The sequence below is a fragment of the Streptomyces sp. DvalAA-14 genome (genome assembly GCF_900091855.1).
Taxonomy (GTDB): domain Bacteria; phylum Actinomycetota; class Actinomycetes; order Streptomycetales; family Streptomycetaceae; genus Actinacidiphila.
Map to the genome: position 1 here is coordinate 1 of NZ_FMCH01000540.1, position 23,143 is coordinate 23,143.

Annotated in this window: 21 protein-coding genes and 2 pseudogenes; 12 read left to right on the top strand and 11 right to left on the bottom strand. The window is 70.1% G+C overall.

Annotated features, from left to right (window positions below; all coding sequences use genetic code 11):
* Window positions 1-1,281 (top strand): MFS transporter (locus tag GA0115240_RS29015; protein WP_202451854.1); only part of this gene is annotated, 1,281 nt, incomplete at its 5' end.
* Between the two features lie 47 nt (window positions 1,282-1,328).
* On the opposite strand, the gene GA0115240_RS29020 is transcribed toward GA0115240_RS29015, so the two are convergent.
* The gene (locus GA0115240_RS29020) at window positions 1,329-2,321 is read right to left on the bottom strand and encodes a zinc-binding alcohol dehydrogenase family protein (RefSeq protein WP_093741217.1); all 993 of its coding nucleotides are present in this window, start codon (window positions 2,319-2,321) and stop codon (window positions 1,329-1,331) included.
* Window positions 2,322-2,545: 224 nt separating this feature from the next.
* Between GA0115240_RS29020 and GA0115240_RS29025 the strand changes: the two genes are divergently transcribed.
* Window positions 2,546-3,124, top strand: a complete 579-nt coding sequence (locus tag GA0115240_RS29025) for a TetR/AcrR family transcriptional regulator (protein WP_256070050.1) — start codon at window positions 2,546-2,548, stop codon at window positions 3,122-3,124.
* A 55-nt stretch (window positions 3,125-3,179) separates the two neighbouring features.
* Window positions 3,180-3,449 carry a hypothetical protein gene (locus GA0115240_RS29030; protein ID WP_141708999.1) on the top strand — a complete coding sequence of 90 codons (270 nt, stop codon included), beginning with the start codon at window positions 3,180-3,182 and terminating at the stop codon, window positions 3,447-3,449.
* Window positions 3,450-3,672: 223 nt separating this feature from the next.
* Here the strand turns inward: GA0115240_RS29030 and GA0115240_RS38780 are convergent, their stop codons facing one another.
* Window positions 3,673-4,041 carry a hypothetical protein gene (locus GA0115240_RS38780; protein ID WP_237555298.1) on the bottom strand — a complete coding sequence of 123 codons (369 nt, stop codon included), beginning with the start codon at window positions 4,039-4,041 and terminating at the stop codon, window positions 3,673-3,675.
* Between the two features lie 48 nt (window positions 4,042-4,089).
* Between GA0115240_RS38780 and GA0115240_RS29045 the strand changes: the two genes are divergently transcribed.
* The 3 genes from GA0115240_RS29045 to GA0115240_RS29050 all read left to right on the top strand — a co-directional run bounded on the left by GA0115240_RS29045 (window position 4,090) and on the right by GA0115240_RS29050 (window position 6,314).
* A complete protein-coding gene (locus GA0115240_RS29045; protein WP_093741223.1) occupies window positions 4,090-4,509 on the top strand; it encodes a PPOX class F420-dependent oxidoreductase in 420 nt (139 codons plus the stop codon).
* Between the two features lie 715 nt (window positions 4,510-5,224).
* Window positions 5,225-5,362 (top strand): hypothetical protein, encoded by a 138-nt coding sequence (locus GA0115240_RS37355; protein ID WP_161302537.1) that lies wholly within the window; start codon window positions 5,225-5,227, stop codon window positions 5,360-5,362.
* A gap of 157 nt (window positions 5,363-5,519) precedes the next feature.
* Window positions 5,520-6,314, top strand: coding sequence for a maleylpyruvate isomerase family mycothiol-dependent enzyme (locus GA0115240_RS29050; protein WP_093741225.1), 795 nt, complete (start codon window positions 5,520-5,522; stop codon window positions 6,312-6,314).
* 204 nt (window positions 6,315-6,518) lie between these two features.
* Here GA0115240_RS29050 and GA0115240_RS29055 read toward each other — a convergent pair whose 3' ends face one another.
* Window positions 6,519-7,088 (bottom strand): DNA-3-methyladenine glycosylase family protein, encoded by a 570-nt coding sequence (locus tag GA0115240_RS29055; protein WP_161302539.1) that lies wholly within the window; start codon window positions 7,086-7,088, stop codon window positions 6,519-6,521.
* Window positions 7,089-7,686: 598 nt separating this feature from the next.
* On the opposite strand from GA0115240_RS29055, the pseudogene GA0115240_RS29060 reads away from it, so the two are divergent.
* Window positions 7,687-8,426, top strand: a pseudogene (locus tag GA0115240_RS29060) (class I SAM-dependent methyltransferase).
* A gap of 55 nt (window positions 8,427-8,481) precedes the next feature.
* Here the strand turns inward: GA0115240_RS29060 and GA0115240_RS29065 are convergent.
* Both GA0115240_RS29065 and GA0115240_RS29070 read right to left on the bottom strand, forming a co-directional pair.
* Entirely contained in the window at window positions 8,482-8,799 is a 318-nt protein-coding gene (locus tag GA0115240_RS29065; protein WP_093741229.1) for a hypothetical protein, read from the bottom strand.
* Between the two features lie 50 nt (window positions 8,800-8,849).
* Window positions 8,850-10,031 (bottom strand): HoxN/HupN/NixA family nickel/cobalt transporter, encoded by a 1,182-nt coding sequence (locus GA0115240_RS29070; RefSeq protein WP_161302541.1) that lies wholly within the window; start codon window positions 10,029-10,031, stop codon window positions 8,850-8,852.
* Window positions 10,032-10,321: 290 nt separating this feature from the next.
* Here GA0115240_RS29070 and GA0115240_RS29080 point away from each other — a divergent pair, with 290 nt between their 5' ends.
* Window positions 10,322-11,728 carry a mercuric reductase gene (locus GA0115240_RS29080; protein WP_093741233.1) on the top strand — a complete coding sequence of 469 codons (1,407 nt, stop codon included), beginning with the start codon at window positions 10,322-10,324 and terminating at the stop codon, window positions 11,726-11,728.
* 69 nt (window positions 11,729-11,797) lie between these two features.
* Here the strand turns inward: GA0115240_RS29080 and GA0115240_RS29085 are convergent, their stop codons facing one another.
* Window positions 11,798-12,487: a TMEM175 family protein gene (locus tag GA0115240_RS29085; protein ID WP_237555299.1), complete on the bottom strand. Its 690-nt coding sequence runs from the start codon at window positions 12,485-12,487 to the stop codon at window positions 11,798-11,800.
* A gap of 267 nt (window positions 12,488-12,754) precedes the next feature.
* Between GA0115240_RS29085 and GA0115240_RS29090 the strand changes: the two genes are divergently transcribed.
* Window positions 12,755-13,261 (top strand): pentapeptide repeat-containing protein, encoded by a 507-nt coding sequence (locus tag GA0115240_RS29090; protein WP_305112978.1) that lies wholly within the window; start codon window positions 12,755-12,757, stop codon window positions 13,259-13,261.
* Window positions 13,262-13,415: 154 nt separating this feature from the next.
* Here the strand turns inward: GA0115240_RS29090 and GA0115240_RS29095 are convergent, their stop codons facing one another.
* On the bottom strand, window positions 13,416-15,005 hold the full coding sequence (locus tag GA0115240_RS29095) for an ArnT family glycosyltransferase (RefSeq protein ID WP_093741234.1): 1,590 nt from the start codon (window positions 15,003-15,005) through the stop codon (window positions 13,416-13,418).
* A gap of 585 nt (window positions 15,006-15,590) precedes the next feature.
* Between GA0115240_RS29095 and GA0115240_RS29100 the strand changes: the two genes are divergently transcribed.
* Window positions 15,591-16,559, top strand: coding sequence for a lysylphosphatidylglycerol synthase transmembrane domain-containing protein (locus tag GA0115240_RS29100; protein ID WP_237555300.1), 969 nt, complete (start codon window positions 15,591-15,593; stop codon window positions 16,557-16,559).
* Between the two features lie 66 nt (window positions 16,560-16,625).
* Here GA0115240_RS29100 and GA0115240_RS29105 read toward each other — a convergent pair whose 3' ends face one another.
* Window positions 16,626-17,279: an alpha/beta hydrolase gene (locus tag GA0115240_RS29105; RefSeq protein ID WP_093741236.1), complete on the bottom strand. Its 654-nt coding sequence runs from the start codon at window positions 17,277-17,279 to the stop codon at window positions 16,626-16,628.
* A gap of 46 nt (window positions 17,280-17,325) precedes the next feature.
* Complete coding sequence (locus tag GA0115240_RS29110) at window positions 17,326-19,008, bottom strand: FAD-dependent oxidoreductase (RefSeq protein ID WP_093741238.1); 1,683 nt, start codon at window positions 19,006-19,008, stop codon at window positions 17,326-17,328.
* 189 nt (window positions 19,009-19,197) lie between these two features.
* Here GA0115240_RS29110 and GA0115240_RS38785 point away from each other — a divergent pair.
* A pseudogene (locus GA0115240_RS38785) lies at window positions 19,198-19,389 on the top strand (aminoglycoside phosphotransferase family protein); the annotation flags it as partial.
* Between the two features lie 90 nt (window positions 19,390-19,479).
* Complete coding sequence (locus GA0115240_RS29120; RefSeq protein ID WP_202451856.1) at window positions 19,480-20,505, top strand: hypothetical protein; 1,026 nt, start codon at window positions 19,480-19,482, stop codon at window positions 20,503-20,505.
* Window positions 20,506-20,631: 126 nt separating this feature from the next.
* Here the strand turns inward: GA0115240_RS29120 and GA0115240_RS29125 are convergent, their stop codons facing one another.
* Window positions 20,632-21,648, bottom strand: coding sequence for an EthD domain-containing protein (locus tag GA0115240_RS29125; RefSeq protein WP_161302543.1), 1,017 nt, complete (start codon window positions 21,646-21,648; stop codon window positions 20,632-20,634).
* A 290-nt stretch (window positions 21,649-21,938) separates the two neighbouring features.
* Complete coding sequence (locus GA0115240_RS29130; RefSeq protein ID WP_093741242.1) at window positions 21,939-23,024, bottom strand: hypothetical protein; 1,086 nt, start codon at window positions 23,022-23,024, stop codon at window positions 21,939-21,941.
* Window positions 23,025-23,143 lie beyond the last annotated feature (119 nt).

Consider the following 23,143-nt stretch of genomic DNA (forward strand, 5'->3'; position numbering starts at 1 on the left):
TTCGCCGCCGTGCTTGCCGCGAACATCGTGTCCATCACGGGGAATGCGCTCACGGGGATGGGGGTGCCGTGGTTTGTGCTGCAGAGCACCGGGAGCGCTACCAAGGCCGGGATCGTCGCATTCTGCACGATGCTGCCGGTGGTGCTGTCTGCGGTAGTCGGCGGTCCGGTCATCGACCTGCTGGGGCGGCGGCGGGTCGGCATCGCGTCCGATCTTGTCTGCGGCGCGGCCGTCGCCGCCGTCCCGCTGCTGGAGTTCGCCGGCGTTCTGCGGTTCTGGACGCTCTGCGGGCTGATGGCCGTCACCGGGCTGTTCCAGGCCCCTGGCCAGACTGCCCGCGGCGTACTCCTGCCCACGCTCGCCGACGCTGCCGGGATGCCGCTGGCCAGGGCCGCAGCGTGGTATGACGGCGCCTCTCGCTGTGCGGGGATGATCGGATCGGCAGTCGGCGGTGTGCTCATCGCCCTCCTGGGCGCGACGAATGTCCTGTTGCTGGACGCCGCAACTTTCGCGGTGTCAGCCTCACTCCTCGCGTTCGGCCTGCGCGGCCTGGCCGAAGCACAGCCGCAGAGGCGATCCGGACCGGCGTTGCCGCGCAGGTACCGCAGCGCGTTGAGTGAGGGCTACCGCTATGTGCTCGCCACACCGCTTCTCCTCGGCATCTGTCTCATGACCTTGGTGACGAAGGGCCTTGACCAGAGCTGGAGCGCCGTGCTCCTCCCGGTTCACGTACGCGAAGAATTAGGTGGGTCCGCCGCCCTGGGCCTGCTGAATGCGTTGTTCTCCGTCAGCGCGCTCACCGGAACCCTGGTCTATGGAGCAGTGGCCGGCCAGGTCCGACGGTGGCCGGTGTTCACCGTCGCGTTCCTCATCGGCGGCATGCCCCGGTTCCTGGTCGCCGCTCTCACCGACACCGTGACGCCGCTGGCCGTGACCATGGCGATCGAAGGCCTCGCCTTCGGCATTCTCAACCCCATCCTGGCCACGGTGATGTACGAGACCGTGCCCGACGAGCTGCGCAGCCGTGTGCTGAGCGTGACAACCGCCTCGGTCCTGACGATCACCCCGCTGGGTGGGCTCGCCGCCGGCCTCTTTGTGGATTCGGCCGGTCTGTTCAGCGCGATGTTGGCGATTGGGAGTGTGTATCTCCTCGCCACGCTCAGCCCGGTGATCTTCCCCGCATGGAGGCAGATGGACGGCCCCGACTCCTCCAACCCCCTCGCGGCCCCGGACCCGGACCCGGACCCGACAGGTGATCCTGACCGCGGCGCGGTGAGGTGACCCGGTGTGTGGCCTTCAGGATGCGTGAGGGGCTTTGCCGCTGGTCCTCAGCGGGTGACGACGACCTTGCCGACGGTGTGTCCGGATTCCACCTGGCGGTGGGCCTCGCGCAGCCCGGCGGCGCTGAAGTCGTCGATGACGGTGGTCGCCGTGGTGCGCAGCCGCTTGTTGTCGATGAGTGAGGCGACAGCGGCGAGGAGTTTCTTCTGGGCGTCCATGTCCGGGGTTTCGAACATCGGGCGGGTGAACATCAGTTCCCAGTGCCAGGTGATGCTCTTGGTTTTCAGCGGGAGCAGGTCCAGGCCCTCCGCGTCGTCGATGGCCGTGATGTGGCCGAAGGGCCGTAGCAGGGTCGCGAAGGCATCGATGTTTCCGCGCGAGTGCGGGCTGAAGATGTACTCGACGCCATCCGGTGCCTGCTGCTGCGTGGTCGCGACCAGGTCGTGGTGGTTGACGACGCCGTCGGCGCCGAGGTCGCGGACCCAGGCCGCGGACTCGGGGCGGCTTGCTGTTGCCAGTACCCGGAGGTCGGTGAGTTCCTTGGCGAGCTGGATCATGATCGACCCGACACCTCCGGCGGCACCCATCACCAGCAGCGTTCCCCGCGACTCCGACGTGAGCTCGAAGTGGTCGAAGAGGGACTCCCACGCGGTGATCGTGGTGAGCGGAAGTGCGGCCGCCTCGGCGTGGGAGAGGGACGCCGGTTTCCGCGCCACGATGCGCTCGTCGACCGCCTGCAGTTGGGCGTTGCTGCCGGGACGGTTGAAGTCACCCGCGTACCAGACCTCGTCGCCCACGGCGAGCGTGCTGACCCCGCTGCCGAGGGCTTCGACGACACCGGACGCGTCGAAGCCGAGGATGCGGGGTTCGCGGGAGTTCGGCAGGCCGGCCCGCAGGCCGACGTCCGCCGGGTTCACCGACACCGCCTCCACCCGGACCAGGACATCGCGCGGGCGCAGTTGGGGAATCGGCACCACGACGTCCTGCAGGCTCTCCGGGTTCTCCACTGGAAGCCCCCGATACGCACCGACTGCGTCCATCGTCCGGGCAGCCATGGAGCCTCTCCTTCTGTGCCGTTTCGTCCCGTGAGGTCCTTCCCAGCCTCACACGCGGTCGTGGCCGCCGCCATCGGTGGCCGCTCCGGTGGCGAAGAGGCCGGGAGCTGGGAAAACGCCGGGCGTGACGGCATGGCGGAGGTCACCGCCCGCAGACTTCGGTCCGTTAATCGTACGGACTAGTCTGTCTGATGAAGGAGGTGGGGACAGTGCCGGCACAGGTACGGAAGACGAGCAGCGCCAGCCGGATTCTCGGTGCGGCCGGTGAGCTGTTCTACACGCACGGACTGCGGGGTGTGGGGATGGACCGGGTCATCGTCGAGGCCGGTGTGGCCAAGTCCACCCTCTACGCGCACTTCCCGACGAAGGAGGCACTGGTGGCCGCGTATCTGCGCGCCACCGACGAGTCCTGGCGGGAGCAGCTGCGCGCGGCGGCGGAGCGGGCGGGATCCGGTCCCGCCGAGCAGCTCGCGGGGCTTTTCGACGCGCTGCTGGACGCCTTCGCGCGGCATGGCTTCTTCGGCTGCCCTTTCGTGAGCGCCGCGGTGGAGGCGCCGCTGGACTCCGAGGCCAGGGCGATCACGATCGCCCACACCGAGCGGCGCAACGCCTGGCTGACGGAGCTGGCGGAGGCTGCGGGTGCCGCTGAGCCCGAGCGACTGGGACGACAGATCGGTCTGCTGATCGACGGCGCGCTCGCGTCCGGGCGCCTGCTCCAGGACCAGTCGGTGGTGGAAGAGGCACGCGACGCCGCACGGCGCCTTGTCGCCGAGCACACCCGCCCCTGACCGGCCCTTCCGGGCCACCCTCGTTTTCCAGTTCGTTCTTGTCCGGAGGTATTCGATGTCTGCTGTGGCGGAAGAGCCGAGCGTGGTTCGCGCCCCGCGCACTTTGGTGATCGCGGGGCACCCCGACCCCGGCCGTTCGCGGATCAACGCGGCCCTGACCGACGCGGTCCGCGACCTGCCCCGGCCACTGGGGCAGACCGCCCGCCGCATGGGCCTGGCCTGGGCCGAGCCCCTGGTCCTGCACGACGCGCGCGGCGTCACCGACGAAGAGCTGGCCCTGCACGCCAAGCACTACCGCACGCTGCTGGACCAGGGTGCCCCCTAGGCCGTGTCTGACAAATCCCGCCTGCCCCGCGACGCCTGGCACGCGCGCTCGCTGCGTTGTCGGGGTCGTCCGAGTAGCCCACTACGAGGACACCCCTCCGCCTTGCGATCGCACGCACCAGACGCCGCGGGGCCCCGCCCTGCGGGCGGACGGCGCTATTTGTCAGACACGGCCTAGATCCGGGCGGCGCGGTACGGGGCAGCGATCCGTGGAGGGTGCGGCCCTACGTGGGAAACTTGACGCCGGTCATGTCCTCGGAGATTGCCCACAGGCGGCGCTGGAGCGAAGCGTCGTACGACTGCGGGCTGGAGCGGACGGCCTTGGAATGGCCCTTGCTCTGCTGGAATCCGCGTGGGCCGTAGAACTCACCCCCGGTTACGCCCGGGTCGGTCGCGGCGCGGAGCACCGGCAGCGCTCCCATCTCGGGGGACTGCAGGAGGAGCGGCCGGATCGCCCCCGACCCGGACGAGGCGTTCGAACTGCTCGTCCAGGTCGCCTCGGCAGCCCACGGACTGGCCCTGTTCCAGCAGCAGGACATGCTCCCCGGCCCGTGGAACACCCGCTCGTCCGTCGAGGACCAGGCCGCCCGCACCGCACGCGCCCTTGCCGGCCGCCACACCCACTGATCCCGGAGACCTCCATGTCCACCCCGCCGAGCGACCTCCGGCAGACCCTCGACCGCATCGGCGAAGGCAAGTACGTCAGCCTGACCACGTTCCGCAGCAACGGGCAACCGGTGCCCACCCCCGTCGGCAGCCTCATACACCAGGGCACCCTCTACGCCCTGACACCGCCGGAGACCGGAAAGATCAAGCGGATCCGCAACAACCCCCAAGTGACCATTGCCCCCTGTAACATGAAGGGCATCATTCCCACCGGGGCACCCACCGTGCGGGCGACCGCCCGGCTCCTGGATCCCACCGAGACCGCCCGCGTCCAGGAGATGATGAGACGACGATTCCTCGTGTATCGCCTGGTGCACCTCGTCGATCGGGCTCTGCGCCGTGAACGCCGACTCGTCGCCATCGCGATCGCGATCGCGATCGCGATCGACACCTGATCAGCGCACAACTCGCGACGTTGACCCCGGGGGCGGTGAGTTCTCGCCCGGGGCTTGTGTAAGGCATGGGCGAAGATGACCTCGAACCGGAGGAGCCGGTGGTCTTCGAGCCACCGTGCACGCCGTCACCCGCCGCCTGCTGTCGATGCCGGCGTTGCTGCTGCGGCGTGACATTGCCAAGGACGCCGAGTTGCGCACCCGGTTTGCTATCACCTGACCGCTGCTGGCCCGCAGTCGACGCCTGTCACAGGTTCCCTGTCGCGAGGATGCCTCAAGGGAATCTTCTTCCTTGCAATCTCGCGGAAAGGGAAACCTGAGCAATAATGAACCAGGCGATCATTTGGGTTCCGTACAGTGACACGGTCACCACATTTGCGTTTCTTGGGGTGATATTCGCCCTGGTCGCAATATGGCTCTACTTCCATTACAGGAACTAAGGGCTGTCCCGTAATCCGCGGTGGATCAGCGTGCGGCGTCAGATGCGGTGCATCGCAAGGCGGAGGGTCGTCCTCATACCGGGTCGTATTCGGACGGGCCCGACAACGCAACGAGGTGCCGTAGCTGTCGTCGCGCGCCCGCCGGGGATTACGGGACAGCCCTTAGCATACGGCCGTGGCGCCGGCGCGCTGGCTCTACATCCGGCGGTGCACAGGTAGGGGTTGGCTTCCTTGCCGAACGAGTCCGGCTGCCGCCACCGAATTGCAGGGAGAAACCCATGGACATGCTCTCCGCCAACGGCCACCACCGTCTCCAACTGCCGGACTGGGGCGTCGCGATCTTCGTCGCGGTGTGGGCGGTGGTCGTGGTGTACGTGGTCATCTCGCTCTACCGCCGTGGCAAGTTCTGGCGCTGAACCCGCGTCTTCCGGGGGCGCCTCGACAAGCGGATCTGCAATCCGCTGCGACTACACCGTCACGGCCGGCCCGACCGTTCGCCGGCGCACGGCGGCGGCCGGGCTCTGGGCGCTCCCGTAGGCTGACCGCACCACCCCTCTCCCCCTGGAGATACGTATGGCAGTCTCCGCAGACCACGTCATATCCGTGCTGCGCACCGGGCACGACCGCTTGGCGGCGTTCGTCCGCAAGCTTGCTCCCGGTGACCTCACCCATTCTTCCGGCGCTTCGGCGTGGGACGTCTCCCAAGTGCTCAGCCATCTCGGCAGCGGTGCGGAGATCAACCTCGCGACGCTCCGCGGCGCCCTGGCGGGCACCGGCAACCCCGGCGCCGACTTCAACAAGTCGACCTGGGCCCGCTGGGACGCGATGTCGCCGGCCGACCGCGCCGACGGCTTTCTCGCCTCCGACGAAGCTCTGGTCGCCGCGTACGAGGAACTCGACGGCCCGACCCGTGCCGAACTCCGCATCGATCTGGGCTTCACACCGCAGCCGGTGGACGTGGCCACAGCGGGAACGTTCCGATTGAGCGAACTCGCCTTCCACGTATGGGACGTCGAGGTCGGCTTCGATGCCACGGCAGGGATCTTCCCCGAGGCGGTGCCCGTGCTCCAGGCGCTGATGCCGATGTACGCCGGCTTCAGTTCGAATCCGGCCGCCCTCGACGGGCGCCACGCGGAACTGGCGGTTGAGCTCAGCGATCCGGCCGCCTCGCTCGGGCTGAACCTCGGCGAGACCGTGACCGTCGGCACGACGCCGGACAAGCCGGACGGCGTACTGACCGCCCCGGCCGAATGGTGGCTGCGTCTTGTGGCCGGCCGCCACGCGCCCGAGCACACCCCGGCCTCGGTCTCCCTGACCGGGGACGCGGTACGTCTCGACGACCTGCGCCGCGTCTTCCCCGGCTTCTGACCCCCGGCAACTCCCCCGGCCCCACGCCGCTGCCGCCGGATTTTCGGCCGATCCGCCCGTCGGAGTGCCCATCACTGCGTTCGTGATGGGCACCGACACCGTGAGCCGTGCCGCAGGCGACCGGCGCCCAACGCGGATTAATCCCGTAATGTCGCGAGCCTTGCTCCTCCGGGATCCGGGAGGTTTACCGACAAAGGGGGCTGGTCAGCTCACCTCGGGACCGTTGCCGGACCCTGAGCGCAGGGCGGTCCAGCAGTACCAGGCCGCGATACTCCGATAGGGCCGGAAGACGTCACCCGCCTGCTCGAGCTGCTTGGGCGTGAGCACGTCGCCGCCCCAGGCGAGTGCGTAGCCCTTGCGAACACCGAGGTCTCCGGTGGGCCAGACGTCCAGGCGCCGGAGCTGGAACATCAGGAAGATCTCAGCCGACCACTTGCCGATACCCCGTACCGACGACAGACGCGCCACGATCTCCTCGTCACTCTCACGCGACAGGGCACGGCCGTCGAGCCGCAGGGTTCCGTCCATGATCTTCCCGGCCAGGTCCCGCAGCGACGCCGCCTTTCTGCCCGACAGGCCGGCCTCCCTCAGGGTCTCCTCCGGCACCGACAGCATTCGTTCGGGCGTCACCTCGCCGTCAAGGGCGGAGACCAGGCGCCCGTGGATAGCCCGTGCGGCAGGTCCAGCCAATTGCTGTTGGGTGATGGAGCGGACCAGCACGGCGAAGCGAGCTTCGGTCGGTTTCGGGAAAGAGGGGGGTCCGAACTCCTCCATGAGGGACGCGATGACGGGATCACGTTCGGCCAGCCATTCCGAGGCCTGCCGAGGCGTCGCACGGCGCCCTCCGGCCGGCGGCGTGCTCCGCTCCGAAGCCGGGGGGCGCGAGACCCGACGCGAGGCCTTATGTGTACTGGGCTTGGTCATGGCGTTCTCCACTCCCGCCCTGTCGCGGATGCCCCCGCTGAATACGCTACCCGCCGCGGGCTGGCTCTGCCGTCGCTCACCTACGGCTTCGGTTCGTTGCCCTCAGTAGCGCGAGCGGACGGCCGCACGGTGAGGTCCGCGCCCACCCGGGCCGGCACCGGCACGACGGCGGTGCACACAGCGGGCGCCCACCGCCGGGCCGGTGGGGGTGCGAGCCCCACGACGTGCCGGTGCGCGACAGCCAGCGCGGGACAGCCGCCACCCGTCCTGGTGGGCCCCGACGGGGCCGCAACGCCGACAAGGCTTGGTGGATGCCGCGTGCGGCCCCGAGCTGGGCGGCTGCCCTGAAAGATCGGTACCGGCCCGCCCCGAACCGCGTGATCGGAGCCGGGTGGAAGATAAAAATTGCGTCGACAGCGCCCCTCGGTACCCGGCAGAGTGGCCGCCCGTGACGAGCAGTGAGCTGTGGACGCGTACGACCGCCGACCGCTACGACGCCGGGGAGACCGAGATGTCCTCGGCCGCCGTCCTCGGGCCGACTCTCGCCTTCCTCGCCGAGCTCGCCGGAGACGGCCGGGCGCTGGAGTTCGCCATCGGGACCGGACGAGTGGGCGTCCCGCTCCGGGAACGCGGCGTGCCGGTCGTGGGCATCGAACTGTCCGAGCACATGGCAGCGGTGCTGCGGGGCAAGATCGACGAGGACACGCTCCCGGTAGTCATCGGCGACATGGCCACCACCGTCGTTCCCGGCGAATTCACCCTGGTCTATCTCGTCTACAACACCATCACCAACCTGCTCACGCAGGACGAGCAGGTCGAGTGCTTCCGCAACGCCGCACGTCATCTGGGGCCCGGCGGCCGATTCGTCATCGAGCTGGGCGTGCCGCCGCTGCGGCTCCTGCCGCCCGGCCAGGTCGCAGTACCGTTCGACGTCTCCGAGCGGCATCTCGGCTTCGACACCTTCGACCTCGTCGAGCAGATGCTCGTCTCGCACCACTTCACCCGCGACGGCGACGACGGCCGCACCACCGCGGCAACTCCCGGCACCGCTACGCCTGGCCGGCGGAGCTCGACCTGATGGCACGGATCGCCGGGCTCGAGAGGGAACGTCGCCTCGCGGACTGGGACGGGGCGCCGTTCACCCAGGACTCCACGAAGCACATCTCCGTGTGGCGCAAGCCGAGCTGAGGTCGCCCATCACCACGCCCCGAAGGCTCCCACGGACCGCACAGCCCGCACCGCTTCAGTCGCGGGTGAGGTCCGTATAGAGCCGGGCCCAGGCAGCGTCCTGGGCAGTGGGAGGTTTGCCGTCGCAGAAGGGGAGCGACTTCTGGGCGGTGAAGTAGCGGAGCATGGTGAGGACGGCGAGGGGGCTGCCGTCCTTGCCGCCGGTGTAGTCGTCGTCGGGCAGGACCTGTTGGTGCACGCGGCAGGTGGGGTGCGGGATCGGGGCGCCGGTTACCAGAGCCCCCGTGGACGATCCGGAGCCGCCGCAGGCGGTCAACGCGAGCGCGGCGCTGAGGAGGAGGGGGACGGCGAAGCGGCGTTGGTGGGAGCGCACGGTGTTCTCCTCGGGCGTGTCGGGATCGGGATCGGGATGGAGCAGGTTCTCTACCGGGGCATGGCACGCAGGGCCGTACCCACGCCGACGGCCAGGACCAGGAGCGCTGCGCCCAGAGGAGTCACCCGGGTGCCCCACATGGCGAGCCGTTGCCAGCGGGTGCCGTCGAGTTCCGGGATCCGGTCGCGGACCTTGAGGAGCAACAGGCCTGCGGCGGCGAGGGTTGCGGCCATGCCCAGGCCGTAACAGATGACCAGCGCGACGCCGAAGGCGGTACGTCCCAGCGCGATCGAGCCCAGCAGCACGACGAGGGCGGATGGGCTGGGGACCAGGCCGCCGGCCACGCCGATCCCGATCAGTCCGCCTCTTCTGCGGCCGGCGGCGTGCTGATGGTGGTGGCGGTGGCCGGACGAATCGTGGCTGTGGCGGTGGCCGGCGCCATCATGGCCGTGCTCATGGGGTTCGGCTGTTTCATGTCCTCGATGGTGAGCGGGGGCGTCATCAGCGGCGAGAATCGTCCGTGCCGCCGACCGACCGGAACCGGCAGTGGCTGGCGATGCGTCCGGGGAGAGGGGTCGGGGCACGCCTACTGGTGCCCGGTCGCGACCGTGGTGGTGGCCGTGATGTCCGTGGCCGTCGTCGTGGTGGTGGTGCGTGCGTCCGGCCGTTTGCCCCGAGCGGAGGGTGCGGAGCGCTGCGGGGAGCAGCCACAGCCCCGCGGCGGTGATGATGATGCCGCTGACCGTGCCGAGCCGGGCCAGGGCGGCTTCGCCGAGGAGCGCGGACGAGGCACTGAGCGCCACCCCGAGCACCAGCACCGAGGCGGTGTGGGTGAGGGTCACGGTTCCGGCGACGGTGACGGCGTCGCGGGGGCGGCCCTGACGGCCTGCCAGGTAGGCGGCCATGATGGTCTTGCCGTGGCCGGGCAGCGCCGCGTGTCCCGCGCCGAGGACGACGGCCATCAGGACGGCGAGGAGTCCGACGGGCACGGTGAGGCGGCGGCTGTCGGTGAGGGCGCTCAGGTGCCGGTCCAGGGCGGCGTACCAGGTGCCGGTCCACCCGGTGCCCGGCGTGGTGGCGGCGACGGCGCCGACGCCCGCGCCGAGGACGTATCGGCCGGCATTCTCGGCATGCTCGCCGTCGCCGCCAAGTCCGGCGAACCCGAGCAGAGCCGGCGCCTGCTCGACCTGCTCATGGACGGTCTCAGGTCGCGCCGAGGTTCCGCCGGGCACTGACAGCCCCCTGCCCCGGGTGCAGGTGAACCGGCCGCGGAGCGCTCGGCCAGGCCGCCTACGTCCACCCGGCCGGCTGCGTCGAAGGTGAAGCCGAAGGGGCCGCCGGCGTGATGTGCGGTGGAGCGTGATCGTCCTTTTCCCTGAGGTCGACCGCGGTCGCTCGGCCGGTCCGGCTCAGCACCCGAATGCGCCCCCTTGGTATGCACCGGCCATGGGATGCGAAATGCGACCCGCCCCCGTTCACCGGTGCCCACAAACGCGGCGACCTATGGGGTTACGATCTTGCTGTGGCAGACAACGGATACGACGTGATCGTGATCGGAACCAGCCAAGGCGGTCGCCTCCTCCCCCCTGATCTGGCGAAGGCCGGCAAAAGGGTGGCGCTTGTCGAGCGCGAGCATCTCGGCGGGGTCTGCGTCAATACCGGTTGCACGCCCACCAAGACGATGGTGGCCAGCGCGCGCCTGGCCTATCAGGCGCGCCGAGGCGCTGAATACGGCGTACGTACGGGTCCGGTGTCGGTCGACCTTGCGGCCGTACGCGAACGCAAGAGGGCGATGGTTTCGGGCGCACGCGAGAATTACGCGAGCCGCCTGACGCCCGAGGGACTGGACCTGATCGAGGGCGAAGCCCGTTTCACCGGGCCCAAGACTGTCGACATCGCGTTGCGCGACGGTGGGACGCGGCAGATCAGCGCCCCGGTGATTGTGGTCGATACAGGTACCAGCCCCAGGCCACTGACGATCGACGGAGCGCGGGACATTCCCGTTCTGGACTCGACGTCCATTATGGAACTGGACACGCTCCCTCAGCACCTGATCATCCTCGGCGGGGGCTACATCGGCCTGGAGTTCGGGCAGATGTTCCGCAGGTTCGGCAGTGAGGTCACCATCGTCCAGACCGGTCCGCGCCTGCTGAAGATGGAGGACGACGACGTATCCGACGAGGTCACCGCGATCCTGCGCGATGAGGGGATCACCATCCTGACCTCGGCGACACCGTTCCGGGTCGAGGAGGCGGACCCCGGGCACGTGCGGCTGACCGTTCGCACGCCGGACGGCGAGGAGCGCATCGAAGGCTCGCACCTGCTGGCGGCAATCGGCAGGGTGCCCAACACGAAAGTACTCGCGCCGGAGGCGGCCGGAATTCGGCTCAGCGACCGCGGCTACATCGAGGTCGACGAATACCTGGAAACCTCCGTCCCCGGCACCTACGCCATGGGCGACGTCAAGGGAGGGCCGGCCTTCACCCACCTCTCGTACGACGATTACCGCGTCCTGCGGGCGAATTTGCTCGGTCCCGAGAAAAGGAGCACACGGGATCGGATTGTCCCCTACACGATGTTCATCGACCCACAACTGGGTCGCGTCGGCATGAGCGAACAGCAGGCTCGCGAGCAGAACCGCCCGGTGCACATCGCGAAGCTCCCGATGAACGGCGTTATCCGGGCCATCGAAACCGGGGAGACCCGCGGTTTCATGAAGGCTGTCATTGACGCGGGCTCGGGGGAAATCCTCGGCGCCGTGGTGCTCGGCGCCGAAGGCGGCGAGATCATGACGATCATCCAGACCGCCATGCTCGGCAAGCTCTCCGCCACCGCCATGTCGAACCTCATCGTCACGCACCCATTGCTGGCAGAGGGACTCAACACCCTTTTCATGACCGTCGACGGCCAGGAGTTCGCAGCCACATGACCTGAGCGCTGTCGCTCTTGCCATCCTCGGTACCGTTCGAGAACGGTACCGAGGACCCCGCATCGGCGCTCACGTCCGCCCTCCACGGCCGCGTCGCCGCTTCGCTTCGGAGATCTCGCCGGCAATGGGAAGCCAGTAGTAGACGATGAAGGCGCCGCTCACTGCCACGCCGAGTACCGGAATCAGGGCACCGAGGAGGGTTCCGGTGGCGAGCCAGACCAGGGCGAGCCGGAAGCGCCGGGTGACAGCTGTCACACCAGCCGCGTCGATGGTGGCGGTGAGCAGCCAGCGATCGCGACGGGCCCACCACCAGATGGCGTTGAACAACACGGCCAGGAGTTCGAAGGCCGCGCCGTGCAGGACGACTGCCGTGCGCCGCCCGTGCCCGTCCCGGAACGCCTCGGCCAGCACGGAGGCGGCGAACGGCAGGAACGCGATGTCCATCAGGACCAAGGTGTTCAGGAAGAGCACCACGCGGTCGGCGCTGCGGATGTGGTCGAACATGATGTGGTGATTGGCCCACACCTGACCGATCAGCAGAAAGGTGAGCACGTAGGCGAGGTAGGAGGGCCAGAGGTGGCCGAGGCCGGCCAGCAGGTGGCGGGTGTCGCGCGGCGGCCGGATCTCCAGGACGAGCAGTGTGATGGAGATGGCGATCACGCCGTCGCTGAAGGCGACCACCCGGGACGGGTCGCGCTGCGCCCCGAACGACGTCGCCCTGCCTCCTGGGCCACCCGGTTCATCCATAGGTTCGGTCATGGCCCCAGCCTCTGGCACTGTTCGCTCCTACCCGCGGAACCGAGCAGCGTTTCCCGGCGACTGTCCAAGAAAATCCCAGGTCACGGCGCACAAGGAGGAAGTCGGGGTAGCCCGTTTCGGTCCCTGGCCGCCGCCTTCTTGACGTACCCGGGTGGCACAGCGACCATATATGACAACGTTGTCGCCCCGTGTTCGCTTGCCAGTCTTCGCGCCCAGCCCAGGCTGCCGTTCGGGCGCCGGAATCCAGGACCCACAGGAGCTCCCGTCGTGCACGAATTCCGCGCCCCGATTCCTTTGCTCTCCCCCGGTCCGAACGACACTACGGTGCACCTGGCGCCCGGCAGTCCGGCCGGTATGGACCTGGAGGGTGCACGGCTGGTGGGATGCGATCTGAGTCATGCCGACCTCCGGTCGGCGCACTTGGCCGGCGCGGACCTGACCGGCGCGCGGCTGAATGGCGTCATGCTGTGCCAAGCGGACCTGTCCGACGCCGACTTGATCCGGGTGTCCTTGCGCGACGCCTGCCTGTGCGGCGCGGACTTGTGCGGCGCCGACCTGAGGGGCGCGGACTTGCGCGGCGCGAACCTGAGGGGCGCGAACTTGAGGGGTGCGAACTTGGACGGCGCCCGGCTGGACAAGGTGACCACCGACAGCTTGGACATGATCACCGGCCCACCCTCGGACGACATGCCGTTCGCCGGATGGCTGCCTACGCCTCGGGCCCTGCACAGGACGGCCGACTCGGCAGGGCGGATGCTTGACAGCGGTCGCTGAAGTCTCGCCCGAGGCCTCGCCCGGAGGCTGGCCCGTGACGCCACCGGCCACGGCACCGCCAACGGCACCCCGCTCGACATCTGGACCGGCGACGGGGGCACCAACCAGAAGAGGACGCCTCATGCCGCCCGGCCCGTGCCGCGGGGCGCGGGCATCAGGCGTAGGTGCGCAGTGCGGGCCACATCTCGCCCCAGGGGCGGCGGGGGCCGGTACAGATGTAGACGTGGCCGCCCCATTCGATGTTGTGCACGCCGTCGGGGTTGGACAGCGTGGCGGCCACGCGGACGACCCGGAAGTACTGGCGCAGATGGGCCGCGTATCCGGGGGCGTTGTCGGGGCCGGGGGCGACGGCCAGCACGGTTGTCGCCTGCGGGTCGCCTGGGCCCCACCACCAGTCGGTGTTCTGGGCGCTCACGGCGGTGGGCAGCCCGGTACCGCGGCCGAGTTCGTTGATGGCTCCGGCCTCGCCGTAGTCCGCCGTGAAGATCACCGCGTGCGCGCGTTGCCCGGGCGGAAGGCCGGTCCATACCTGCCGCACCGTGCCGACCAGTTGGGGCCAGCCGAGCGATTGCCCCGAATTCGTGTTGATGCCGTACGTCCAGCCCACGTCGGAGGACGGCAGCACCGGCAGCACGATCACCGCGAGCAGCCCGGCCGAGGCGGCCGTTGCGATCATCAGGTCCCGCAGCCGGCCCGGGCGGGAGTGCAGCCACCCGTCGAGCGCAACCGCCCCGGCCGCCAGCAGGCACACGTACAGCCCGCCCAGGTAGTACACCTGCGCTCCGGTCGTCACGGCGAACAGCACGAACAGCACGGCGTACGCGGTCACCAGGCACCGCCACAGCGGCCGGTCGGACCGCCACAGGAAACGCAGGCCCGCCATCCACAGCACCGCCATCGCCAGACAGGACATGCCGAGCTGCCCCACGATCCAGGTGGGGATGTTCCCCGGGCCGCCGTTCTCCCTGTGCAACGCCCGCGTCATCGCGAACATCGCCCACCCGTGCCGCGCCTGCCACCACAGATCGGGCAGCACGAGCAGCACGGCTGCCACCGCGCCCGCGAGCAGCCAGCGGTCGGCCACGGTCCGGCGGGCCGGGCCGAGCAGCACCGCGGCCAGCAGCACGATGCCGAATATGGCCGCGAGGTGGTTGAACTCCGCGCCGATGCCGACCAGGACTCCGACGGCGAGCCACCACCGCGTGTCGCCGGTGCGGCCGAGCCGGACGACCACGAACGCGATGGCCGCCCACGCCAGCACTTCGTACGAGGTGGTGTTGGCGATGTGCGCGCCGCCCAGCAGCACGGGCATGGTGCCGGTCGCCACCGCCGCGAGCAGCTGGGCCCGGCGTGCGCCGCCGAACTCCCGCGCGGTCATCCCGCCCACGACCACCGTGCCCGCGGCGGCCAGCGCGGGCCACAGCCGCAGGCCCGCCTCCGAGACCCCGAACAGCGACAGTGAGACCCGGGCCAGCAGCGGCGCCAGCACCGGCTGGTCCACATAACTCGCCTGGAGGTGCCGGGCGCAATCGAGGAAGTACAGCTCGTCGATGTGGAAGCCGTAGCGCGGGGACAGTGCCATCAGCACGGCCAGGACCACCCCCGCGACGATGAACACTCGCCGGTCCAGCGGTGCGGTCCGCCCGCCGTCCTCCCCGGCCTCGTCCGCACGCCGCCCCGCGTGCGCCGTGTCTGTCGCGTCTGTCGCGTCTGTCGAGTCGGCCGCCTCTGTCGCGTCCGCCATCCCCGCCACCCCCCGGTCCTCGGCCCCCGGTCGCGTCGTCCGCGCGGCCGGGACAGTCCGCGAGCGGACTGCGCGTCCTGATGGTGGACTGGGACCCGGAAGCACGCAAGCTCAGCGGTCGTCGGGTCAGTGCGTTCGTGCGGGCGACGGCGACGCCGCATCCCGGCCGGAAGGCGCCCGACCGGCTCACCGCGGCGTTCCCGGCGCGCAGATGCCGACAGCGCCGGCACCTGCGCCGGCGTCGACCGGTTGCCCTGGGGGCCGCGTCCGGCGTAGTGCGGCTGTTCGACGCCCGCAATGGCGCCAGCTCGCTTGCCCGGTGAGGTCGCGTCACGCTTCGGTCACTGATCGGTGACCTGTAGCTTTTCCCTGTATTTCGACCGCGAGGCCGGTTCCGGCGGGGCCGTCCCCGGCCGGGAAGGCCCCGCCGCGACGGCAGCGTCCTCACCGGTCGGAGTGGTATCTCCCCCCGGTCACCGGGCCGCCCGCCAGTTGTCGGCCGGACGACGCCGGAGCGTCCAGCGCTCCGGGAAAGACGAGAGTACTGCCCAGCAGGTGCACACCGAGCAAGGACGGCCCCGACCGATGGCCCTACTCCGCGCGCCCCTCATGACACCCTTTCTACGTCGGCTGCCGCTGCGCCGGATCGCGTGTCTCGTCCCGATCACCGTGGTCGCCTTCTGGATGGTCCGGCATTGGCAGGTCGTCGCCTCCGGTGGCCGCGGACTGCTCGGCGCCAACACGTACTGGCTGCTGGTGGCGTTGACGCTCACCGGGGTCGGCCTGGTCACCGTGTCCTTCACCCGCCAGGGGGCGATTCTCGAACCGCTTCCCGCCCGGCAGTTGTTCGCCACGCAATTCGCCGCGAGCGCCGCCAACCACCTTCTCCCGGCCGGGCTCGGTGCGGACACGGTGAACCTGCGCTTCCTCAAGGGCCGCGGGCTGCCGCTGGCCAACTGCACGGCCGCACTCGCGCTGTACTCCGTGGCCCAGAGCACCTCGCGGATCGTGCTCCTGCTGACGCTCCTGGTCGCCTTTCCCCACGCGCTGCGGCTGAATGGTGTCCTGCCGCACGAACCCGCCCTCCTGTTTCTCTCCATGGGAGGCGGGCTGATCTGCACGACCGTGCTCGCGGTGTTCGTCGTACGGCGGCTGCGCGGCACCATCGGCACCTTCGTGGGCACCGCGCTGACCAACGCGCGGTCCGTGCACGCCCGCCCGGCCCGGGCCTTCGCCCTGTGGGGCGGCGCCTTGGCGTACCCGGCCCTGCAGGCCACCGAACTGGCCGTGATCGCGCTGGCGCTCGACATGCCGGTGTCCTCGATCCATGTCGCCATCGCGTATCTGGCCGGCGCGAGCGCGGCCGCGGGCGTACCCAGCCCGGGCGGTCTCGGTTCGGTGGACGCGGCGCTCGTCGTCGCCCTCATGAGCGCGGGCTCCCCGGTCGGCATCGCGACCTCCACCGTTCTCGGCTACCGGATCATCACGGTCTGGCTGCCGCTGCTCCCCGCGGCGTTGATGCTCGGCACGCTCGTCCGCCGCAAGGTGATCTGAGAGCCGGGGGCCGCAGGCGCGGGCGTACGCCTCGGGAGACCGTGGGGTGAGATGGCGCGGCGACGCTCACTGCCCGAAGGCCCAGGCCACCATCAGCGGGATCTCGTCCCGCCAGAAGGCGTCGCCGTGCGATCCGGTCCGCTCGGTCATCACGACGTCCCCGCCCGCATCCCGCAGCGCGACCGCCCACCGCGTCGCGTTCTCGTGGAAGAACGGCTCCAGCGTGCCGGCGACGAAATACGCCCGCGGCAGCGGGATCGGCAGTGGGCCGGAAGGTCGGTAGCCGGCGCCCGGCGATGCGCAGAAGACCGCACCGTAGAGCTCCGGGTGCCGCAGCCCGACGGCGAGCGCGAGTTCCCCACCGGCGGAGAAACCGAGCAGCGCGGTGCGCTCGGCGGGCAGCGCGAGTCCGAAGCGCGAGCGCGCCCATCGGCGGACGTCGTTGACGAAGAACTCCTCGTGCGCCGCGAACCGTTCCGGGTCGAAGCCCGGTGAGTATTCGTGGAGCCGCAGTGTCTCGTCGGCCGGCCGGTGTGCACCGACGATCATCGTGGGCGGCACGTCGACTGCCGCCTCCAGAACCGCGGCCCACTGCGCCACCAGTTGGCCGTCACCGGCGAACACGACTGCGGCGGGCGCACTCGGCGGCACATACGCCGTGACGTGCCGACCGCCGTCGTAGTCGAGTGTCTCGGTGACGAGTTCCCCCGCGATGGACATGGTCACCGTCTCCTCGTCAGCGACGCCCGACCGGCACCGTCCTGGCTCATGTGATCATCGAAGCCAGTGAGATGTGGACGGAGCGGACCGCGCTTGCGCCTTCGCCGACCGCGGCGGCCACCCGCTTCATCGACCCGGCGCGCACGTCACCGGTGGCGAACACACCCGGCAGGTTCGTCTCGAACGGGAGCGGCCGGCGGTCGAGCTCCGACCATCGCGGGCCGAGCGCCGCATCGTCGAGATTGACGTCGGTGAGGATGAATCCGTGCTCGTCGACCGCGATGTCCTGGAGCCATTCGGTGGCCGGATCGGCTCCGATGAAACAGAAAAGCCCCCAGCATTCGACCTCCGTTGTCGTGATCGCCTCGCCGTCGCGCCGACTGCGAAGGGTCAGGCCCTGGAGGTTTTCCCCGCCGTGCAGTCCCGTCACGTCGGTGGACGTGTGAACCGTGATTCCCGGATGTTTCATGATGCGATCCGCCAGATAGGAGGACATGCCGGCGAAAATATCGGATCCGCGGATGACCAAATGCACGGTGTTTCCCCGGCCGGCCAGAAAAATGGAGGCCTGGCCCGCCGAGTTCGCTCCCCCCACCACCGCCACCGGGTGGGCTTCAGTGGATTTCGCTTCCAATTCGGTGGCGGCATAGAAGATCCCGGCGCCTTCGAACTCGTGCCACCGCGGCAGCGGCAGCGACCGGTAGGTGGCACCGGTCGCGATCACCACGGAGCGGCTGCTGATCTCGGTGCCGTCCTTGAGGACGATGTGCAGCGGGCCTGCACCCGCGTCCAGCCGGGCGACCGTGCACGGGCTGGCGATCCTGGCTCCGAACTTCTGGGCCTGCACCACGGCGCGGCCGGTGAGGTCGGCGCCACTGATGCCGGAGACGAAGCCCAGGTAGTTCTCGATGCGCGAACTGGCCGCGGCCTGCCCGCCGGTGGCAACCGCGTCGAGCACGAGGGTCCGCAGCCCCTCCGACGCCCCGTACACGGCGGCGGCGAGCCCCGCCGGGCCGGCGCCGACCACCACGAGGTCGAGATGCTCTCCGTCCCGGGGCCGGTAGGACATGCCGAGGTGCTCGGCCAGGATCGCGGGGGTCGCCCGGCGCAGGACACCTGTCGATGTGATCACCAACGGCAGTTCGTCTTCCCGGGTGTCGACCGCACTGGCCGCGGAGTCCCCTGCCGGGGTACCCACCGCCACCCAGGTGTGCGGCTGCCGCTGGCGGGCTGCGTACGTACGAAGGGCCATGGCCTCGGACGAGAGATCGCGGCCCACGATCACCAGGGTGCCCGCCCCCGCGTTGGCGCGCAGGACCTCCCGTCGGGCGAGCAGGGTACGCAGGACGATGTCGGACAGTTCGGGGTCCTCGTCCATCATGCGGCGGAACGAGGGAGGGTCGATCCGGGAGACCGCTCCTCCCTCGGTGACACGCGCACTGAGATATGTCGACTGCCCGGTGAGCAGATTGAGTTCACCACTGAACTGACGTGCGGCGTAGCGGACGATCAACGCCTCTTCCGTATCGGACGCCGCCGGGCGGAAGATCTCCACGCCGCCCGACTGGACGAGGATCATCTGCCCCTCTGCGTCTCCGGCTGCGAAGAGGATGTCCCCGGTCTCGGTTTCCTCTTCCGTACCGTAGGAGAGCAGGCGCGACCACTGCTCGTCGTCGAGAATGGGCCCTGGATCCGCGGTCTCCGGCTCCGGCTGCGGCTCCGACGTCATCGGTCCCCTCGTTTTCTGTCACGTCCTGTTGAGCAGAGGACGGCCGGTTTGCGCGGTGTTCGTCCGTCTCGATTCGACCGTCGTCATTTCCGCTGCGCGTGGTGGTGGTTCTGTAGCTCTTTTACCAGAAGTCGCCGGATCTCCGCGGTGCGGCGTCCATGCCGACGCGGCGCCGGCCCCCCAAGGGGTGTCCCGACCCCGGAGGTCCTGTGGCGCAAGCCGCCCGTGCTCGCGATCGCTGCGGTCCCGGGGACGGCGCTCGGCCGCCTCGGTGAGCCGTCGGCCGCGTCCCCGGCGGCGTGGGCCGCGGCCGGCGCCGCAATCCGGACGTTGCACGACGCGCCGCTGCCGCCCTGGTCCGCCCGGGGAAGCCGCGGTCTGCCAGCCGCTGTGCGTACGCGGCGCCCAGACCGGCGGAAGCGCCGGTGGCGTGTGCTTTGATGCGGCCATGGCCTGAGGAGGGGGAAGGGCATGACGCGTACGACACCGCCGCGCCCGTTGGACATCACCGGGGTGTTCCCGGAGCTGACGGGTCTCGCCAGGACGGCGTTCCGGTTGCACCCGGTGCCGGGGGAGCCGACCGTCCATGACAGCTCGGTGGGCGGGCCGCTGCTGTGGCCGGCGGACGAGCCCTGGCCGGAGTGCGAGACGGCGCCCATTCCTCACTGGGAGGCGAACGCGCTGCGGGACATCCATCTCCGGCGGGCCCTGCTTGCGCGGTCGTCCGCACCGCCCCACGGGCCGGGTGAGGTGCTGACCGAGGAAGAGCGGGAGACACTGCGCCGGATCAATGCGGGGCTCGACCACGAGTCGCTGCCGTCCGGGCCGCAGCCGATGATTCCGCTGGCCCAGCTCTACGCCCGTGACGTGCCGGGGCTCGCTTTCCCCGAGGGCACGGACCTGCTGCAGGTGCTCTGGGCGACGACCTACGTGTCGAGTCGCGATTCCCACCCCGTGCAGCTGAGGTGGCGGCGGCGCGTGGAGGTGCGGGACGTGCTGGTCGCGCCGCCGGAGCCGGCCTATGTCGCGGTCGAGGATCTCGTGCCCGTGCCGTGCGTCCTCCACCCGGAAGCGGTGCGGGAGTTCCCCCCGTACCAGTGTCTCGACGAGGACCTCGCGGCACGGTTGCTGGCATGGGGCAAGCAGCGGTCGCGGGACACGTACTGGCAGGACCTGTCCGTCGTCCCCGGCTGGAAGGCCGGTGGCTGGCCCACCCATTTCACCTTCCGCGATCCCCCCGAGCCGGACTCCGACGAACTGCGCTGCCCCGACTGCGCCGGCCCTGTTGACGCGCTGCTCACCGTGGACAGCAGCGAGTGGGACAGCGGCACCAGCTGGATCCCTCTCGAATACGCGGAGGGCGCCGAGCGCCCACCTGAGCAGCCGTACGGAAGGCTGTTCGACCCCACCGAGGTCACCGTCGGCCGTGGCTACTCCTTGCAGGTCTACTACTGCGTCGGCACGCCGTCCCATGTGCCGGCTTTGATCATGCAGTGACGTGGGGTCTTACCGCGGTCGACCCCGTGAGTTGATCTGTCGCAGGGTGATCAGGCGGCAGGCGGGCTTGAGGAAGCTTCGTGGATGCCGGCTCCGCGTTCCCGGCCGATGCGGAGGACGGGCGGCTCACCTGGGCTCCGCGGTGGGCAGTTCAGGCATGAGCCGGTCGATGACGGTGTAGTTGAGGCCCGTCCAGTACTCGCAACCGTCAAGGGTGAGGCTGCGCTGGTGGTGGGCGACGGCCTCGTAGTCCGTGCTGGTGAGGTAGTCCTCGACGTCGTTCATGCAGGCGAAGCCCATGATGTCGATGACATCCATGAGGGCGGCGTCGGGATCGTCCTGAGTGGTGCCCACCGTGTGCAGCTGCGCGTAGCGCCTGACGTAGGTGTGGGTCGCCGGCTGGGACAGGATGACCGTGGCATGCTCCGTCAACCAGCGGCGCTGGAACTCCTGACGGGGCAGTTCGGGGCGGCGTTGCAGGATGTGCACCAGACTGACCGCCTCCCGGCGCAGGCGGCTGGGCAGGAGGATGTGTTCCTGGGCCAGGCCGCGCGCGACCTTGCGGAAGACGGTGCGTTCGTCGGCGACGACGCGCCGGGCGAACTTCTCCTGGTCCAGGGTGGTGGTCACGTCGTCGGGGGTCCGGTAGGTGATGTAGGCCAGCCCGTCCCAGCGCGGCCGACGGTATCCGGGGACGTGCGCGGCGGGATCGCCGAGCAGCCGGCCCGACCCGTCGGTCATCGCCGAGTAGGGCGGTGGCCAGGCCGAGGAGGGGCCGGCCGGGATCCGGTGCACCTGGTCGTAGCGCAGGACCAGCTCCGCTGTGCTGCCCGGCTCGTCGTAGGCGAACTTCGGGCCGTGAACCTTGCGCCAGTACTCGTCGAAGTGCTCGAAGGCGAGGTTCGGGTCGCTCTCCAGCGCGAGGTCGTGGCGGTGGACGTCGGGCAGCTCCACCTCGTGCCCGGCGGAGTCCATGGCGGAGCCCGCATCCTGGGGCCGCTCCTGACGGGGGGTGGCGTCCGCACGGGTGACGAAGGCAGGGGTCACTGTGAGCGGCTGGGTGGTGGCGGTGAACGACCGGCGGTGCGGCGCGCGGTGTACCTGGTCGGTGCGGCTCCGGTCGGTCGTCCCGGGTGCGGTCATCGCTTGTCCCTCGCTTTTCCGTCGGATGCCGGCCCACGACCGAGCGATGCGGGTCGCCCACCGAGGTCCCGTGGAGCAGGGCCCGGGCCCGGCCGGCCGGCTGTTGTCCGGTCCGTGGATCCCCATGCTCCGGTCGGGCCGGGCCGACGGCGCCCGCGACGGCAGCGCGGCGGTGATCTTGCCTACGAACGGATGAGGCGGTTGGTCCCGATGACGCATGCGCCGCGGCGACGCAACTGAGCAGGCCGGGTAAACGAGCGGCGATCAAGGCTCAGCGCGGTGTGCGGCAGCTATCGGACATCGTCGGCGGGCACCAGTGCCCGACCGAAGTCGGTACGTGCCTGGTCGACGACCGAGGGCGCGGGTCCGCCGGGACGGAGCCACGCGGCCAGATCCCGCGCCTCGACGAGCGCGCGTCCGGGAGCGACATGCGTCACGGTCCACTGCGAAAGGTCCGTGACCCGGGCCAGGTGTTCGTCGGTGAGCAGCTGCATGCAGTGGACGTCGGGGACGAACCGGCTCCACAGGTCCGCGTGCATGCGCAGTGCATAGGCGGGGATCTGATCCCGCAGCGGCGGCAGGGCCCGGCCGCGTGCGTCCCAGAGGTACGCCCGGCGCGGCGTCGGCGCCACGAACGCATAGTGCGCGTACGCCGCTTCGGCGAGGATCGCCGCGCGGGCCCGGTCGGCCTGAGCAGCCAGGGACGCGGAAGCATCATGGGTCTGATAGATCGCCTGGCCGTCCGAGCCCACCTCAGCCAATGCCGCCCGCGACGCGAGCGCGTCCGTGTACAGCACCGCACCGGAGAAAGCCACGTGCAGCATGGACGCCAGGTGCACCGCGACCTCGCCGGTGGCGTCGAGCTGACTCATCCCGCTACTGCCGACGTAGGCGTCTCCTCCGGCCTCGGCCGCCCAGCGCACCGCGCGCTCGGCCCAGCCCGACCTACCGGCACCGTCCAGCGCGGTCAACGCGCCCAGCGCGATGTACGCCGTCATCATCGGATCCGGCGATTCCCAATCCGGCAGCCGGATGGTCTCCGTGGCCCGCAGCTCACCCGACAGCCCGCCGGCCCGCACCCGGCCGCCGAACGCCGCCAGCCAGATGTCCAGCGCCCCCTCACTCTCCATCGACCCCAGCCGCACCGAGAAACCCGCGAGGCTCGCGGTCAGCAAGGACCCCCAGATGGAGTCCGGCGCCGCCTCATTGGCCACCTCGTTGGCCGCCTCCACCGCCTGACGCACCGTGTCGACAACCGCCGCCGCACCGGCACCGTCATCCGGGGCGAACTCCACCCGGACCTCGTCGAAGCCATTGGCCTCCAAGGCATCGAAAATGCCGTCGAGATCGACGCGGACGCCTGCACGGCTCGTCATGCCGTCAGATTACCTTCCCGGCGGTTGGGCTCATCCGGCCCGCCCGGTGGGGCACCTCGTCGCTCGTGCAACTGCGGGCGTACGGGGGGCTGTTGGACGCGGCAACCCGCCCCCGACGG